Annotated in this window: 13 protein-coding genes; 7 read left to right on the top strand and 6 right to left on the bottom strand. The window is 42.7% G+C overall.

The features are described from left to right. The first annotated feature begins 11 nt into the window (after positions 1 to 11). The 7 genes from oadA (at position 12) to D6V41_RS02705 (ending at position 9,582) form a co-directional block, all read left to right on the top strand. Entirely contained in the window at positions 12 to 1,853 is a 1,842-nt protein-coding gene (gene oadA, locus D6V41_RS02735) for a sodium-extruding oxaloacetate decarboxylase subunit alpha (protein WP_136249918.1), read from the top strand. Positions 1,854 to 1,868: 15 nt separating this feature from the next. Then, positions 1,869 to 2,999: a sodium ion-translocating decarboxylase subunit beta gene (locus D6V41_RS02730; RefSeq protein WP_136249917.1), complete on the top strand. Its 1,131-nt coding sequence runs from the start codon at positions 1,869 to 1,871 to the stop codon at positions 2,997 to 2,999. A gap of 127 nt (positions 3,000 to 3,126) precedes the next feature. Continuing rightward, complete coding sequence (locus D6V41_RS02725) at positions 3,127 to 6,189, top strand: collagen binding domain-containing protein (RefSeq protein ID WP_136249916.1); 3,063 nt, start codon at positions 3,127 to 3,129, stop codon at positions 6,187 to 6,189. 117 nt (positions 6,190 to 6,306) lie between these two features. Beyond that, positions 6,307 to 7,497: an SPOR domain-containing protein gene (locus D6V41_RS02720; protein WP_136249915.1), complete on the top strand. Its 1,191-nt coding sequence runs from the start codon at positions 6,307 to 6,309 to the stop codon at positions 7,495 to 7,497. A gap of 5 nt (positions 7,498 to 7,502) precedes the next feature. Then, positions 7,503 to 7,958: a DUF4402 domain-containing protein gene (locus D6V41_RS02715; protein WP_241664413.1), complete on the top strand. Its 456-nt coding sequence runs from the start codon at positions 7,503 to 7,505 to the stop codon at positions 7,956 to 7,958. Between the two features lie 11 nt (positions 7,959 to 7,969). After that, a complete protein-coding gene (locus tag D6V41_RS02710) occupies positions 7,970 to 8,782 on the top strand; it encodes a fimbria/pilus periplasmic chaperone (protein WP_136249913.1) in 813 nt (270 codons plus the stop codon). A gap of 173 nt (positions 8,783 to 8,955) precedes the next feature. Then, on the top strand, positions 8,956 to 9,582 hold the full coding sequence (locus tag D6V41_RS02705; RefSeq protein WP_136249912.1) for a hypothetical protein: 627 nt from the start codon (positions 8,956 to 8,958) through the stop codon (positions 9,580 to 9,582). Positions 9,583 to 9,700: 118 nt separating this feature from the next. Here the strand turns inward: D6V41_RS02705 and D6V41_RS02700 are convergent, their stop codons facing one another. From D6V41_RS02700 to pspF, 6 genes are read right to left on the bottom strand one after another with little or no spacing between them, the layout of a single operon-like run. Then, entirely contained in the window at positions 9,701 to 10,474 is a 774-nt protein-coding gene (locus tag D6V41_RS02700) for an ATP-binding cassette domain-containing protein (RefSeq protein WP_136249911.1), read from the bottom strand. 2 nt (positions 10,475 to 10,476) lie between these two features. Next, positions 10,477 to 11,535, bottom strand: a complete 1,059-nt coding sequence (locus D6V41_RS02695; protein WP_136249910.1) for an oligopeptide/dipeptide ABC transporter ATP-binding protein — start codon at positions 11,533 to 11,535, stop codon at positions 10,477 to 10,479. Beyond that, entirely contained in the window at positions 11,535 to 12,428 is an 894-nt protein-coding gene (locus D6V41_RS02690; RefSeq protein WP_136249909.1) for an ABC transporter permease subunit, read from the bottom strand. Before D6V41_RS02690 ends, D6V41_RS02695 begins: the two co-directional genes overlap by 1 nt. Further along, positions 12,415 to 13,446 (bottom strand): ABC transporter permease, encoded by a 1,032-nt coding sequence (locus tag D6V41_RS02685; RefSeq protein WP_136249908.1) that lies wholly within the window; start codon positions 13,444 to 13,446, stop codon positions 12,415 to 12,417. Before D6V41_RS02685 ends, D6V41_RS02690 begins: the two co-directional genes overlap by 14 nt. Then, the gene (locus D6V41_RS02680; protein WP_241664399.1) at positions 13,447 to 15,189 is read right to left on the bottom strand and encodes an ABC transporter substrate-binding protein; all 1,743 of its coding nucleotides are present in this window, start codon (positions 15,187 to 15,189) and stop codon (positions 13,447 to 13,449) included. Beyond that, complete coding sequence (gene pspF / locus D6V41_RS02675; protein WP_136249907.1) at positions 15,170 to 16,339, bottom strand: phage shock protein operon transcriptional activator; 1,170 nt, start codon at positions 16,337 to 16,339, stop codon at positions 15,170 to 15,172. The genes D6V41_RS02680 and pspF overlap by 20 nt, the downstream gene beginning before the upstream one ends. Between the last annotated feature and the right edge of the window lie 78 nt (positions 16,340 to 16,417).

The raw sequence follows: 16,417 nt of genomic DNA, 5'->3' as shown, positions 1-16,417 counted from the left end.
AAGGGACAAACATGTCAAATCCGTTGAAACTCACCGAGTTAGTGTTTCGTGACGCTCATCAATCCTTGTTGGCTACTCGCTTACGTTTAGAAGATATGCTGCCAATGGCAGAAAAGCTTGATGCTTTAGGCTATTGGTCCATGGAATCTTGGGGCGGTGCCACCTTTGACGCCTGTATTCGCTACTTGGGCGAAGACCCTTGGGAGCGCATACGAGCCATAAAAAAAGCGATGCCCAATACCAAGCAGCAAATGTTGCTTCGTGGTCAAAATTTATTGGGCTATCGACACTATGCTGACGATGTGGTTGAAGCGTTTGTTGAACGCGCACATAAAAACGGCGTAGACGTCTTTCGTATATTTGACGCGATGAACGATGTACGTAATTTAGAGACTGCCATCGCGTCTGCTATCAAAGTGGGTGCGCATGCTCAAGGTACGCTAGCCTATACTGTAAGCCCTGTCCATGATTTATCTTTTTGGCTCGATATGGCTAAAAAACTTGAAGATATGGGCGTGCATTCTATCTGCATTAAAGACATGGCAGGTTTGTTAAAACCCTATACCTGCGAAGAGTTAGTGAGCGAACTCAAAAATACGGTTTCTGTTCCTATTGCCATGCAGTGTCATGCCACAACGGGTTTGAGTACTGCCAGTTATCAAAAAGCTATCGATGCAGGTATTGATATGCTCGATACCGCTATATCGCCAATGTCAATGACCTATGGTCATACTGCTACTGAAACAATTATTGCGATTGTTGAAGGAACAGAGCGTGACACCGGCATTAAGCTTGAGGCTTTGGAAGACATTGCTGATTACTTCAGGGATGTTCGAAAAAAATATGCAAAATTTGAGGGTAGCCTTAAAGGCGTAGATGCGCGTATTTTAAGCGCGCAAGTACCGGGCGGAATGCTGACTAATATGGAAAATCAGCTGAAAGAACAAGGCGCTGAGGATAAGTTCCCTGAAGTTCTGCTTGAAATCCCTAAGGTAAGAGAAGATTTAGGTTTTATACCCCTTGTTACGCCAACCTCGCAAATTGTGGGTACACAGGCGGTGATGAATGTGCTCTCAGGTGAACGTTATTCCTCTATATCGAAAGAAACTGCTGGCATTTTACGTGGCGAGTATGGCGCTACGGCAACAGAAGTAAATAAAGAACTTCAGGCGCGCGTGCTGGCAGGAGATGAGCCGATAAGCTGTCGCCCCGCAGATTTACTTGAAAATGAAATGCATGAGTTGACCGAGGCGCTGGATGAGTTGGCTAATGAACGCTCTATTCGACTGGCTGAAGATAAAATTGATGACGTGCTAACGTATGCACTCTTCCCGCAAATTGGCCTTAAATTCTTAGAAAACCGAGACAAGCCCGAAGCCTTTGAACCAAAAGTTGAGGCTCAATCACAAGGTATAGATAAAAAACAAAACACGCAATCTCAAAGCAGTGGCTCATCAGCAGATAAAAGCAAAGCCGCGAGCTACTCCGTGCGCGTAAATGGTCAAATCTATCAGGTTGAAGTTGCTGAAGATGGTCAGCTAAGCTCAGTTAATGGTGAGACTCAGAATAATTCAAAGCCTCAAGCCCACCTAAATTCACAAAGCGAGCAAGGTGAGCAAAAACCCCAAGCTCAAAGTGGTGGGAACCCGATAAACGCGCCCCTGTCGGGAAACATATTCAAGGTAATGGTTGCCCAGGGAGATGAAGTGGAAGAGGGTGACGTCATTTTGATTTTAGAAGCCATGAAAATGGAAACAGAAGTTCGAAGTGCTTTTTCCGGCCAAGTACAATCGATTAGCGTAAAAGAAGGCGACTCTGTTCAGTCTGGTCAGACGCTTCTAATTATTGCCTGATCAGAGGATACGCGCATGGAAAAATGGATGACCCTCTGGCAAAGCACTGCCTTGCCTCATTTTGAACTTGGCCAAATCATAATGATGCTTGTGGGCTTTGGCCTTTTGTATCTTGCCATTGTAAAACGATTTGAGCCGCTTTTGCTCATACCTATTGGATTTGGTGCGTTGCTAACCAATATCCCTCTGGCGGGCTTTTCAGAAGCGGGTGGATTGCTTCACTATATCTATGAAGTTGGCGTAGACACAGGCATTTTTCCGCTCCTTATTTTTATGGGAGTAGGGGCAATGACTGATTTTGGCGCGTTAATCGCCAACCCCCGAATGCTCTTATTAGGCGCGGCCGCGCAATTTGGTATTTTTGCCACCCTTTTTGGCGCAATATTGCTCAACGGTATACCGGGTTTTGAGTTTAGCCTGCAAGATGCTTCCGCTATTGCCATAATAGGCGGCGCAGACGGGCCGACGGCTATCTTTCTTGCCAGTAAACTTGCGCCAGATTTACTTGGAGCCATAGCCGTTGCAGCATACTCGTATATGGCATTGGTTCCCATTATTCAACCCCCAATTATGAAACTGCTTACCAGCGAGGAAGAGCGGAAGCTGCCCATGGCGCAATTGCGTGAGGTCAGCCAAAGGGAAAAGATGCTCTTTCCACTGGCAGTGTTGGTGTTAACGCTTATTTTTTTACCTTCTGCTACGCCATTAGTGGGGATGTTCTGTTTTGGTAATTTGCTTAAAGAGTGTGGTGTAGTAGAAAGACTCAGCAATACCGCGCAAAACGAGTTAATTAATATTGTAACGATATTTTTAGGCTTGGCAGTGGGCTCAAAACTTAGCGCCGATAAATTTTTGACGCTAGAAACCCTCGGAATTTTGGCGCTTGGAGCGGTGGCGTTCTCAATTGGTACTGCCGCTGGCGTATTAATGGCAAAGCTTATGAACAAACTAAGCAAAGACAATATCAACCCCCTCGTTGGCGCAGCTGGTGTGTCTGCCGTTCCTATGGCGGCGCGAGTGGTGAATAAAGTGGGGCTTGAAGCTAACCCTCACAACTTTTTACTGATGCATGCCATGGGGCCTAACGTTGCGGGTGTACTAGGGTCGGCCGTAGCGGCTGGGATATTGTTGGCTTTGGTGGGGTAGGCACAGGCTAAGCTGATCAATTAAATTAAACAGCTGTAAAATTAAGTATCTAAATAGATGGAATATAAATTGCAAATAAGCCGCAACTGATACAACCCTGCATTTGCAATCTTATAGACCATACTGAATGAAGTGCGTAACGACTTTAATTTTTGCTGTGATATTTGTCATTCAATCTAGCGCATACGCGCAAGATGAGGGTGATAGAAATTCATCGCTTGATCGGTTTTCAGAAGAACGATTTGCCAATGGTGAAGAACTCATCCTCACTCTTAGAGTGGAAAACTACACATTTGGAGAAATTTTCGCAGTAAAAACAGAAAAAGGCGTGAGCGTCGAGTTTGAGGGCTTTGTACAAGCGCTAGATTTTCCAATATTTTACAATGATCAGCTAAATCGCTTTGAGGGCTGGTTTATTCGTCTTGAGAACGAATTTGTTTTGCAAACATCGTTACGAAATACCGATCCACTTATCTTTAATTCGGACGTATCAGGGAAAATCGAGATAGATAGAGGTCAGTATCAATTTATTGACACGAGTTTATATATTTCATCTGATTTGCTTGTAAGCTGGTTTGGAATTGAGTCAGAAATCGATCTTCAGAAATTAGAAATAAGATTAATACCTCAGCAGTTGCTTCCTTTTCAACAGCGTCTGAAACGCAAAAAAAAACAAGTGAGGCAATCGCGTTCAGATGAAGTTATTTACCCTCGTCTACAACGAGGGTTTGGCTTGCTTTCTCCACAAGCAATAGATTTGCAACTTAACGCCTCATATACAGAGCGGAATGACAACGTAGTTGGAAGTTATGGATTACTAGGTGGACGCGATGTAGCACTTTTCAATTCACAATTTTTCTTTTCAGGTAATCAGAATGACTGGCTTGAAATTGCGCGTTTACAGCTTAATAAGTCAGACGAGAATAACCGCCTTTTTGGTATCAACAATTTAAGTAATTTTGAATTCGGTGATATCACGCCTGTTCGTCAAGCTAACGGTATTACCGCCCAACAGTCCAGAGGTTTCTCAATTGACAACTTATCTGGCGGTACCGATATAAATCTTGATGCGACCTCAATTAGTGGAGAAATACAAATAGGATGGGACGTTGAGCTATATCGTAATGGTATTTTAGTTGCACAGCAATTTGAAGTTAATACAGGCCGCTTTGAGTTTAATGATATACCGCTGGATGCAGGATTAAACAAATTTACTATCAGAATGTATGGTCCTCAGGGACAAATCATTGAGCGAAATGAACAACGCTTGCTCGACCGTGAGTCAATAAATACAGGAAAGCTTCGTTATAGAGCATCTTTGACACAGACCGACCGTTCACTTTTCGGTATAGAACGCGATAATTCCCGTTTACAAGATGATTTAGGATATAATTTTTCTGCCAATTTCCAATATCACTTATTTAACAAAACTGCTATTAATATGGGTGTCGTATCTCAGTTTGGCGGAGATATCCAGAGCAATCAACTAAACTTAGCGAGTAACACCGCAATCAATGAAGCAATTTTACTTGGGAGCAACTTTCAGATAAGCGATCAAGGAGCGTATTTAGGAGAGCTGTCATTACGCACTGAATTATTTGGACAGTCTATTGCAGCGTTTACGCAGTATACAAGTACAGAGTCTGAAACTGACGCTTCAGTATCTGTGCCTTTGACTTCAGAAGTCGACAACTTCCAAGCATTAAACGCTGCCAGCACCGAAACGCGAGAAGTCAATTTAATAAAAAGGGAAGAGGGTATTAGCACTCGCTTAGATATTAGCGGACAGTTCAGACTTAGTGATCAAATTGGTTTGTCTTATCGAAATGAATTATTACTCGCATCTAAAAACGACGCTTCTCACTCTACCTTTAGAAATTCTCTGGGGCTCACTTCACGATTCATAAACATTTTTAATAATCTGACAGTTATTAATAATCAACTAAATGGAGATAACCAATTTGGAGCTTTGTCATTACAAAAGCCTTTCGGTCCGGTAATGGCTCGACTAAATGCTGGATACACGTTTGATGAAGCGTTTGCATTTAATGATGTTCGATTTGATCTTAGCTGGTCTCCGTTTGAAGATATATCCACGCGCTTTGTTTACTCAAGGCAACTTGATACATCTACCAATGCTTATGAGTTACAAACCTCTTGGAATCATGATTATTTTAGTCTTACCAGCGTTTTGCGACAATCGGACGCTGCGGGATTTTCAGGTGGAATTTCTGCGCGTTTGAGCTTCGGTGGGGCTCCTCTACAATACAATAGTGTATTTAACACGATTACTCCTCTGGCATCAAAAGGCACGCTTCTTGTACGCGTATTCATTGATTCAAACGTAAATGGCATTTTTGATGCTGATGAGGAGGTTATAGAAGGTATAACAGTCACCTCTGTACAGTCTCGGCGGCGCGGAGAAACAGACCGAACTGGCATTGCCGTTTTAAGTAATTTGCCCACAAACGTTCCCACCGATATTACATTAGACTATGCAACGGTTGAAGATCCGTTTTTAGTTCCTCTCATTAAAGGCGTCGCTATAAAAGCTCGCGCGGGGAGCATTGATAACTTGGACTTTCCTCTGGCCGTTTCAAATGAAATTGAAGGACAAATTATTACGGTAAATGAAACGGGGATTGAAATACCACTGTCAAGAGTGCCAGTTGAATTGGTTAACAGTGCTGGTATCGTCAAACATCAGACAGAAACTGCATTTGATGGATTTTATATTTTCACTGGGGTGATAGCAGGTGATTATCGCTTGAAAGTAAAAGATGAATATCTCGAGCGAGCGAGATATAAAACGCCGCCCGATGTCGCTTTGCATATTTCCAATGATACTGCTTTGCTCAGTGGTGTTGACTTATATCTTGAAGAAAAAGAATTTAAGCAAGGTTATGTTCCTTATATTGCGAAGATGAGGAACACAAAGCTGCTTAATTTGTTCTGGGAAAAATCAAAGGATAAGCCTCCACTATCTGTATTTAACGACACGGCTTTTAATTTAACGATGAAGAACAATTTTGCGCTAGGTTTAGGACTATTTGATAGCCTTGATTCGGCCCAACGTGTCTGCAATTTAATATTGAATCAATATCCAGACTGTCAGATTCACGCTCACGCGATTGAAATCAATACGCAAAAGCAAATGAGTCTTTCCCAATTACGAGCACTTCGTAATTAAGAACAAATCATAAGTTAAAGCACTGGATGCGTTAAACCGGCTCTTGTTTTGCTTAACTGGTTCGTATTTTGCTAATTGCATATATTAAAATTTTTCAGTCAAAAATATGACCATGCTATGTGCTTAAGAATATTAAACCTATTTTTTGCAATCATTAGTCTTACGGTTCTCGCTTCTTGCGTTACGACCGAAAAGTCAGACGATGCAAAACTTCAAAACAGTATTGCCGAGATTGACAACATAAGTGAGCAACAAAAGTTCACTTCACTCGCACAAGAGTGGGAGGCAATGAAGCCTGCTTTAGTTAGTCTTATTGCTCTTGAGTCTGACTTAAAATATTTTCTTGAAAATATCGAAAATGCGGCTAAGCCGCTTCCGAGCACAGCTTCTCTTCAGCAACTTGTTCAATCGCAAGAAAAGCTAAACGCATTTGAAACCATGAGTTTTGATGAATCGCAGGATTTGACTGAAAATTTTAGTGACACGCCAGAAGAAGTTAAAAAATTAAAAGAGGAATCTGTTTTTGCGGACGAGCAATTGCTAGAAGAACTTGAATTGGCAATACTAGAGACAGAAAGTCCTAAAAAAGTGATATCACCAACACAAGAGACTCGATCGGTTGTACCCTCACTTGAGTTGGCCGTTGAAACCGTTGCAGACGATCTGGAATTAAGCCTTTCTGAAAGTAAGAAAGAAAATGAACTGACGGTAAGCGCCGTTGCTTCTGTTCCCAACTATTTGAAGGACACAGAAACACAAAATCGCAACATAGCTAATGTAAATGTCGACAGGCAAAATGCGAGCAAAACGAATATAAAGCCACAGCTAACTACTTATGCAGCTAGTCTTTCAAGCTCAATTACAACTAAAAACCTTAAAAACGCTACGCGACCACCTACTGATGCAACGAAATCCAATATTCATACGCTTGATAAAAGCTCCATAAGTTCAATTGATAGTAAATTTTCCCGTTTAACTAGAGATAATAACCAGGTCAAATCGCAAACAGACAAAACCTGCGAACCGGCTGCCACAATACCTGGTCAGGGATACGCACTTCATCTAGCCTCATATTCAAGCGAACTAATGCTAGAAAAAGGGTGGTCTGAGATCTCTAGACAATACAAGCAGTACGTATGCGGACTAATACCGGCAGTTGATAAAGTGACGGTCAGTTCTAAAGAATATTATAGTTTACGGATCGGTGGTTTTATAAATAAGCAAAGTGCTGAAGCACGTTGTTCACTATTTGACAAGCAAGGGGCATATTGCAGAGTCATTAAGTTCGAAGGAAAAGCAATATTGTGAAACAGATGAGGTTTTTAACTTTCCTAATTGGCTGCGTATATTCAGGTTGCACCCAAGCGAATATCACTGAACTGCAAAGCTTAAATTTTGGAACAATTGCGCTAGTAGATAATAGCTCCGTAGGCGATATTATTGTTGATAAATTCGGGAATGTTACCAGTACTTCACATTTTCGAGTTGTGATCCCTCCTCAGCCCGCACATTTTTTAATAGATGGCTTGGCTCCAAATACAGGCGTGAGTATTGCCATATCGCATAGTGCGACACAAATGTCGCCTCTTACTAGTTCTCCTGAAACCTTAACTTTTTCCTTAATCGAAAGCGCTGAATATGTAGTCGCTGATGCAAACGGAGAAGCAGAAATAAAAATTGGAGCAAAACTTAGTACGTCAGGTAATGGCTCGCTAAATTTTGCGCAAACCGACTATCGAATTAACTATCAAGTTACATTTTTATATTAGAGGTACAAATAATGAAACTTTTGCAATGCTTTGTCTTAGCCGTTTTACTTACGAGCAGTATATTAAGTCATGCTAATTTATTGGTAACCCCTAAACGAGTCGTATTTTCTGATCGAGATCGTACTCAACAGGTGGTGTTAGTAAACGCAGGAAACAAACCGCGATCTTATCGAATTGAATGGAAAGAATACCAGCAACTTCCAACTGGTGGATATAAAATACTGAGCGAGGAAGAAGCCCAAGGCCGAAATAAGGCTAGTGATTATATGCGCTTTTCACCTCGGCAGGTCAGACTAGAGCCGGGCGAGCGTCAAGTTGTAAAAATTATGGCTAGGCGGAAAGCGGGTATGCCTCGCGGTGAATATCGCTCGCATCTACTTTTTACTGCTCTACCTCCAGAGGAAGAAGTTGAAGCTCCGGAAGAGGGTATTTCAATGAAATTGCATGTGCTTGTAAGTTATTCAATTCCGGTAATGATGAATATTGGATACGAAACGCCGAACTTTTCAATAACGAACATTGAGGTTGCACAAACACCTGAGGAGGGTGATAAGTTTGCAGACCTGAATGTTGGCTTAGACAAGTTGGGCGACTTTTCGGCATATGGCAGAATCAATGCTTTTTTCAAGCCTGAAGGTGTTGACAACTTTTCGCAGGTAGCTGTGCTTAACGGAGTAAATGTGTTTGGTGAGGCTAATGAATATAATGCGAAATTGACATGGCTAGAAGCGCCTCAGAGTATTTCAGGTATTCTAAAATTGCAATTTGAAGGACAAGCCGAAAATGCTGGTGTCATCTTTGCTGAGAAGCAAATACAACTATAAATGAAAGTTTTTTTTAAATTGTCTCTAATGTTTTTTAAAAGCATGGCGATAACAATCATGTAGGTTAGATTGAATAACCTTTGCAAAGCAAAGTTGCTTTGTTAGAGACAGAGAGGTCGCGAGTCTCCTTGCGTTTCTGTGTCGTAGATTTTTCAAAACAATCGGAGAATTCCATGTTTAAACGCAATCAATTATACATCGCGTTAGTTGCGACATCACTATCATTAGGGGCTTCGCAAGCTTTCGCACAAGAGTCTGTTAATTCAGTCGCCACAGTAACTGTTTCTAACGCATTTACTTTACAAGAAGTTGCGCCAATTGATTTTGGTACATATCGAGTCCAGTATGCTCACGATGGTACAAACGATTTCACCACTGGTGCTTCTGCAGAAATTTTTGCTAATGGCAACCCCGCCGATTTAGTTGATGGTGTTGACGGCACAGGTACATCAGAAGCTAGTTTTGTTGAAATTTTAGCAGGTGCTCCGGCTGAATATGCGATTACCGGCGCTGCTCCATTTACAGCTTTGAAAGTAAGTGCGCTCCCTACGGCAACCCTAACTAATCCGGCTTCTCCAGGCGCGACCTTTACTTTATCTGTTGCGGCGACCAACTTTGAAATTGTTGGTGGTACAAACGACGGTGACGCCTATGATCAGTCTGGAACTTCAAATATGATTACTGATGCTACTGGTGCCGTTGGCTTTAAAATGGGTGGTAAAATTACTACTGCATTGACCGACGTTACTTATGGTGATGGTGCTTATTCAGGTTCTTACACAGTAACAGTAGACTACTAAACCGCATTTAAACGTTTAAATGCGTTTGTACGACGTCATTCAAAAGCCCGCTTAACGCGGGCTTTTCTTATTTTACGGGTAAACGAAAGCCCCTTATTTGGCATATTTAAAGCGCTGGTCACAAATTCGCAAAATGCTTTTCTACCATTGCAAAATGCGACTGAATCAATTTTTGTGTCAAAGGCTCTTGCGGGTCAATAAATACATCTTTGGTTGGGCCTTGTTCAATGACCTTACCCTTATCCATCACAAGTACTCTATCGCTAATATGTCGCACAATTCCAATATTGTGCGAAATAAACACAAAACCCAGGCCCAGTTCTTTTTGCAGCTTGAGTATTAAATTAATGGTTTGCGAGCGTACTGACGGGTCAAGCGCAGCAAAAGGTTCGTCTGCCACAATGATTTTAGGGTCGAGCAATAAGGCTCTTGCTAACGCAACGCGTTGCTGCTGACCATCTGAAAGCATGTGCCTGTAGAAATAATAATGCTCGCGGAGCAGGCCCACGCGTACTAGCGTTTCTTCGATTTTCTCGCGCTTTTGATGTTCGCTTAATTGCGTATTTAGCGTAAGAGTTTGCGTAAGTATACTACCGATAGAAAGCGCAGGGTTTAATGCATCTTTGCTGTGCTGCAATATCATTCGTACGGCTTGCGCATGCTTGGCTTCAGTATCAATTTCGATAGTGCCTGAGTCTATACTAATTGCACCCGCTAATGCTTTAGCTAACAGACTTTTACCACTGCCGTTGTTGCCAATAATCGCGATGGTCTCACCGCTGTGCATATCAAAACTGATTGGACCCAGCTCAAAAACCTGAAGTGGACTAAACACACCGCGTTTTACTGTGTGGGTGTATCGAATGTCCTTAACACTAAGAATTTTAGTCATGTTTAATCATCCTCATACGATGTTGCCGTCAAACCCTGCGCCATCCGTGGTGGCTTGGTTGAAAGCTTTTCAGGCATATGAAGAGGGAAGTGGCAACTGTATGTATGCTCCTGAATTGAACGAGGAGCCGGTACTTGAACGCATTCTTTTCTGGCGTTAGGGCATCGAGGGCCGAGTCTGCAGCCTGCCGGCAAATGCTGTAAAGTTGGAATGGTGCCATCGAGCGCTACTAAAGGTGACTTGGGTGCAAGCGATACTTGAAAGCTCGGTGCACTGTCTAAAAGTGCTTTGGTGTAGGGATGTAAGGGGCGCTTTAGCAATGAGCGTGTTTTGCCTGATTCTACGGTTTGTCCGCAATATAAAACGGTCATGCTTTGGGCGATACTGGTGATGGCCAATAAATCGTGGCTTACAAATAAAATGGCGAGTTTTTTGGTTTTATTTAATTTTACCAAAAGCCGCAAAATTTGGGTTTTTGTTGTACTTTCCATGCCTCGAGTGGAGTCATCGGCAATCAATATTTTAGGCTCTGACGCAAGCGCCATTGCAATCATGATTTTTTGACTCACGTCTTTTGGAATTTCGTGAGGGTAGGCGTTTAAATACCTGGCATGATCTCTGATGCCAACTTTATGAATAAGGCCAATTGCAATTTGTTTGCGTTGCCTGTTTTTTTCCCAAAACCAGCCTTTATCGATAAATTCTGGCGGAATACTTTCTTCAATCTGTTCGCCAATCGTTACTGATGGGTCGAGCGAGGAAGTGGGCTCCTGAAATACAACCGCAATTTCCCTGCGCATGATTTGACGACGTTTTTCGTAACTCATGTTCAGTAAGTCTTGCCCATTATAGGTAATGCGATCTGCCTTTATAGACCAATAGTCAGGGATTGCTCCAATGATGCAACGTACAACAAGACTCTTTCCTGAGCCTGACTCACCTACTAACGCGCGTATCTCACCTTCGTTCAGCGTTAAATTCACTTTTTCAAGGGCTTTGACGGTCGTATCATCGCCGGTATCGATATATAGCGTCAGATTTTTAATTTCAAGTAAAGCCATTAGTGTTGCAACCTGTTTCGTAAGGCAGAGCGTAAGCCTTCACCCACCACATTTACACTTAGCACCATCAAGAAAATAAACAAGCCAGGTAAAATAATGAGCCAGGGCGCTACATAGGCGACTTCTAAACCTTGCGATAGCGTTTGGCCAAGTTCAATGGAAGGATCTTGCGCGGCCAGGTTTAAAAAGCCCAGAGCAGATATATCCAGTATGGCAACTGAGAGCGCTATAGTTGCCTGTACAACAATCAATTCGACCATGCCCGGTAAAATCGAATGTGTAAAAATACGCATTGAAGACGCACCGTCTAATCTATCCAGAAGAACATAGTCTTTTTGTAGTTCACTGCGAACAAAGGTTCTGGTCTGGTGGACAAACTGGGGAATGAGGGCGAGGGTGATAGCCAACATTGCATTAAACAAGCCGGTACCCATTATGGCAACAATCACTATAGCAATGAGTAAGGTCGGAATAGACATTATTGAGTCTAGAAGGTGATTGACCACGCTGGAGCGCACGCCACTTAACACGCCCGCTAATGCGCCTAGCCCCACTCCGATAAATACAGATATCACAACAATAAGTAGGGAGCTTCCAAACGTTGTGCGACTTCCATATAAAAGTCTGGAGAACACATCGCGTCCTAAACTATCAGTGCCAAGCAAATGTCCTACGGTTCCGTTTGGTTCCCATACAGGTGGCAATAAAATAGCATTCGTATTTTGAAGCTGAGGATCATAAGGCGCAAGAATTGGCGCTAAAATCGCGATGATTAAAAACACCACGAGCAAAATAAAGCCCGCCAAAGCGATGTGGCTGCGCTTAAACTCCAACCAAACGTTTATCAGCGGCGAAGGATGATACTCTTCCTGATACAGGCTAAATCGTTGCACTTTCTGCTCGCTCACGCGCCGGATCAATGGCACGGGTGATAAATTCGATAGTAATGGTTAAGCTCATCACAAATAATGACACAATGAGCATCCCAATACGAATGGCAGGGTAGTCCTGTTGATAAATCGCCTGAATTAGCCAGCGACCCACGCCAGGCCACGAAAATATGGTTTCGATAATCATGACATTGGTGATCAAGGTTGAAACTTGAAGCGCTAACATTGGCAAAATAGGCAGCAAGGCATTTTTAAACGCATGTTTAAAGAATATCTGACTTTGAGTGAAACCACGTGACTTAGCTGCCACAATGTAGTCTTTTTTCATTACATCCATGATACTGCGGCGGGTAAAGCGAATAAATAAGGCAGTAGTCACTATCGCCACTGACGCAGTAGGTAAGATCAGGTGGCGTAAAGCATCCAAATACGCGTCGTATTTATTGCTGATATCAGACAGGGCAATGTCAATGAGTATAAAACCCGTGTTGACGGGCACATCAAATAGTAAATCGATGCGCCCTGATAAGGGCAACCACTCTAACTGCAGGCAGAAAATGGTAATAAAAATCAAAGCTAACCAGAACACCGGAAATGAATAGCCCACGATACTAAATGTTACAACAGAGAAGTCCGCCGGATTGTGATTTTTTAATCCGCTTAAAAAACCGAGCGGAATCCCTATAACTATCGAAACAAATAAGGCATAAGCAACAAGCTCCAAGGTAGCAGGGAAAGCAAGCTGTATATCATCATATAAGTTTGCCCGATCCGATAAACTAATTCCCCAATTTCCAGTTATCAGACTTTCAATGTAAAACGCAAACTGATGAAAAACAGACTTATCAAGCTGATATACGCCTTCTAATGCAGCTCTTTGTTCAGCGCTTTGTGCAACAATGCCAGAGATATTGGTTAGCGTATCTCCGGGAAATAAAAAAGGCAGGAAAAATGACAAAAGCACAAGCGCGAAAATGGTCAACACCATCAAGTTAAGATAACGAACTAGCAACTTAAGCATTTAGTTACGATCCTCATCGTCATCTTTATTTTCATTTTGCGTTTGTATTGATAATTCAAAAGTCTGGCTATCTCCTCTTCGTATTCTTTCTACCGTGTCAAATCGAATACCGCCATAGGGGTTTATTTGCATGTTGCCGATGTCGTTGCGTACGGCTTGATATTGAAAGGCATGGGCAATTGGCATTAAGGGCATTTGTTCGAATATTAATGCATTTGCCTGATGATAAATTTGCGTACGCGCTTCAAAATCATCGGTCAAAAGCGCTTGCTCGATTAAAGCATCATATTGCTTGTTACACCACATTGCACGATTGGTACCCGAGGGAATGGCATCGCAGGTTAAAAGTGGTCGATAAAAATTGTCAGGGTCGCCGTTGTCAGCATTCCATCCAATAAGAACTGAATCGTGTAGTCCCAACCTTAAGTTTTCACGGAAAATATTCCAATCATAGCTTATGATGTTTACTCGAACACCAACATCCGCCAGATAGCTTTTAATTAGCTGTGCCATCTTAAGTGCATTAGGGTTGTAGGCTCGCTGCACCGGCATAGCCCAGATGTCCATAGAAAAATCGTAAGGTATACCGGCTTCATCCAAAAGTTCTCTGGCGCGAACAGGGTTATAACCGAGCTCTCTGGCATTGGACTGATAAGCCCAGGAAGCAGAGGGAACCAAACTCTTAGCTCTTGTCGCCTGCCCTAAATATACCGCCTCAAGCAACGATGTTTTATCAACAGCTAAAGCAAGCGCCGTTCGCACTTTTGGGTTATCAAAAGGCGCTTTACTGGCATTAAATGCCCAAAAGCCAACATTTAATCCCGGTTTTTCTAGCAGGGTAAGATCCGTACGTTCTTCAATAACGGCCAAGTCGCTTTGAGAGGGAAAAGCAACGGCATCACACTCGCCTGTGATCAATTTGGCCATGCGTAAACTGGCCTTGCTGGTAATATCAAACACCAATTGATCGGGGCCAGTAGTTGGTAAAAAGTAATTTTCGTTTCTTGTAAATCGAATATATTGATTTTGTCTAAACTCTCTAAATTTGTAAGGGCCTGTGCCAATAGGTAGTCTGTCAATTTCAGCCGGCCGGCCTTCAGTCATTAATTTTATGGCGTACTCTTCAGACAAAATAACGGCAAAGTCGGTGGCCAAATTCGCTAAAAATGAGCTGTCTGGTTTAAACAGGGTGATTTCAACCCGGTAACCATTTATGCGTTCGACGCTTTTAATTCGCTGATCCAGTCGTAAACTATCAAAATACGGATAAAAGCCGCCGTTTACATCATGGTATGGATGAGCGGCATTTCGCCATCGTTCGATGCTGAAAATCACATCATCTGCATTAAAGTTGCGTGTAGGCGTAAAATAATCAGTTTCATGAAAACTGACATCCTTGCGTAACTGAAAGGTATAGGTCAGGCCATCTTCACTTACTGAGTAACTGCTTGCGAGACTTGGCTCAATGCGTCCATCACTTGGGTTGAACTCTAACAAGCGGTCGTATATTTGATGGGCAGAGGCATCTGCTGTTGTGCTAGACGTATCGAGTTGAGGATTGAACGAAGCTGGATTACTCTCGGAGCAAAACGTAATTGCGTTCACGCCATGGGGCGCAGGTTTACCGCATGCAGCAACAAACAAGCATGCGCAAGCAAGAAATGTGGCCTTAATCAGGGCAAATTTATCACCTTTACGCGCTTTGATGCTGAGCATGGTCTTGCTAGTTCGTTGCTTTGTCATGACTATCGAGTAAATTGTACTTTTTCAAGTATCCTCTTAGCTGATGATAGGTCAATGAAAGCTTTTCTGCAGTCTTTTTCTGATTAAACTGTGAATCTTTTAAGGCTTGTTTGATCAGTTGTATTTCATACTCTTGGGAAACCTGCTTGAGATCAAGCGGAAAAGCAGGTGAAAATGCATGCTGTGCGCTTACTGTGCTGTTCATTTTGCTTTGAGCAGCATTCTGCGTACTGCCGTAATTGCTGTGACTAACCGTATTTTCGCCTTCTGCTGACGACGAATAAAAGCTAGCGTCCTTGATGTGTTGTTTATCTGTATTGTTTGGCACCACGCTAACTTGTGTAGGCGCTTTTATCCGACTGGTTGGGCGATATTTGGATTCGAAGGGGTCAATAACAATATCGTGCACCGGTAAATGCGGAGAGTTCCGGTAGACTGCTCTTTCAACAACGTTTTTCAGCTCCCGAATGTTGCCCGGCCAGCTGTAATCGAGCAAGATCTCTTTGGCTCGCTTGCTGAAACCACTAAATAGTTCCATTTCAAGCTCACGCGCCATATTGATGGCGAAATGCTCAGCCAATCTTAAAATATCTTCTTTTCGTTCTCTAAGCGGCGGGATTGTTACAACATCAAACGCAAGCCGATCGAGTAAATCAGCGCGAAACTCACCTCGCTCAGCAAGGGTAGGCAAATCTTCATTAGTTGCCGCGATGAGACGAACATCAACTTTTACTGTCTTAGTCCCTCCAACGCGCTCAAATTCACCATATTCAATTACTCTTAACAGTTTTTCCTGAATAAGTGGAGAGGTATTGGCTAGTTCATCTAAAAATAGCGTGCCCTGGTCTGCGTACTCAAAGCGACCTTCGCGGCGTTTACTTGCACCGGTAAATGCGCCGGCTTCGTAACCAAAAAGCTCACTTTCAAGTAAATTATCGTTTAAGGCGGCGCAGTTGAGTTTGACATAGTTCTGCTCCCAACGCTTTGAAAGAAAATGCAACCTTGCAGCAACAAGCTCTTTACCGGTTCCTCTTTCACCAATGACCAGTACCGGTTTATCCAGTGGGGCAACCTGTGATATTTGTTCGAGTACTTCAAGGAAAGAATTGGCTTCGCCTATCAGATTATCAGATTGAGAAAATACGCTCACGCAGGAATCCTTAAGAGTTAGTCAAATCGACTAAATAATAGTGTACTTTAAAAAAAGAGATAACCCTACTATTTCTTT

It is taken from the genome of Ningiella ruwaisensis (genome assembly GCF_004798935.1).
Taxonomy (GTDB): domain Bacteria; phylum Pseudomonadota; class Gammaproteobacteria; order Enterobacterales; family Alteromonadaceae; genus Glaciecola; species Glaciecola ruwaisensis.
Note: the sequence above shows the minus strand (reverse complement) of the source record. Positions and strands in the feature narration are given on the sequence as shown.

What these genes read in the sequence shown, in the direction of transcription:
- oadA (WP_136249918.1), top strand. Translation starts at nt 12, where the DNA reads ATGTCAAATCCGTTGAAACTCACCGAGTTAGTGTTTCGTGACGCTCAT.
- D6V41_RS02730 (WP_136249917.1), top strand. Translation starts at nt 1,869, where the DNA reads ATGGAAAAATGGATGACCCTCTGGCAAAGCACTGCCTTGCCTCATTTT.
- D6V41_RS02725 (WP_136249916.1), top strand. Translation starts at nt 3,127, where the DNA reads ATGAAGTGCGTAACGACTTTAATTTTTGCTGTGATATTTGTCATTCAA.
- D6V41_RS02720 (WP_136249915.1), top strand. Translation starts at nt 6,307, where the DNA reads ATGTGCTTAAGAATATTAAACCTATTTTTTGCAATCATTAGTCTTACG.
- D6V41_RS02715 (WP_241664413.1), top strand. Translation starts at nt 7,503, where the DNA reads ATGAGGTTTTTAACTTTCCTAATTGGCTGCGTATATTCAGGTTGCACC.
- D6V41_RS02710 (WP_136249913.1), top strand. Translation starts at nt 7,970, where the DNA reads ATGAAACTTTTGCAATGCTTTGTCTTAGCCGTTTTACTTACGAGCAGT.
- D6V41_RS02705 (WP_136249912.1), top strand. Translation starts at nt 8,956, where the DNA reads ATGTTTAAACGCAATCAATTATACATCGCGTTAGTTGCGACATCACTA.
- D6V41_RS02700 (WP_136249911.1), bottom strand. Translation starts at nt 10,474, where the DNA reads ATGACTAAAATTCTTAGTGTTAAGGACATTCGATACACCCACACAGTA.
- D6V41_RS02695 (WP_136249910.1), bottom strand. Translation starts at nt 11,535, where the DNA reads ATGGCTTTACTTGAAATTAAAAATCTGACGCTATATATCGATACCGGC.
- D6V41_RS02685 (WP_136249908.1), bottom strand. Translation starts at nt 13,446, where the DNA reads ATGCTTAAGTTGCTAGTTCGTTATCTTAACTTGATGGTGTTGACCATT.
- D6V41_RS02680 (WP_241664399.1), bottom strand. Translation starts at nt 15,189, where the DNA reads ATGACAAAGCAACGAACTAGCAAGACCATGCTCAGCATCAAAGCGCGT.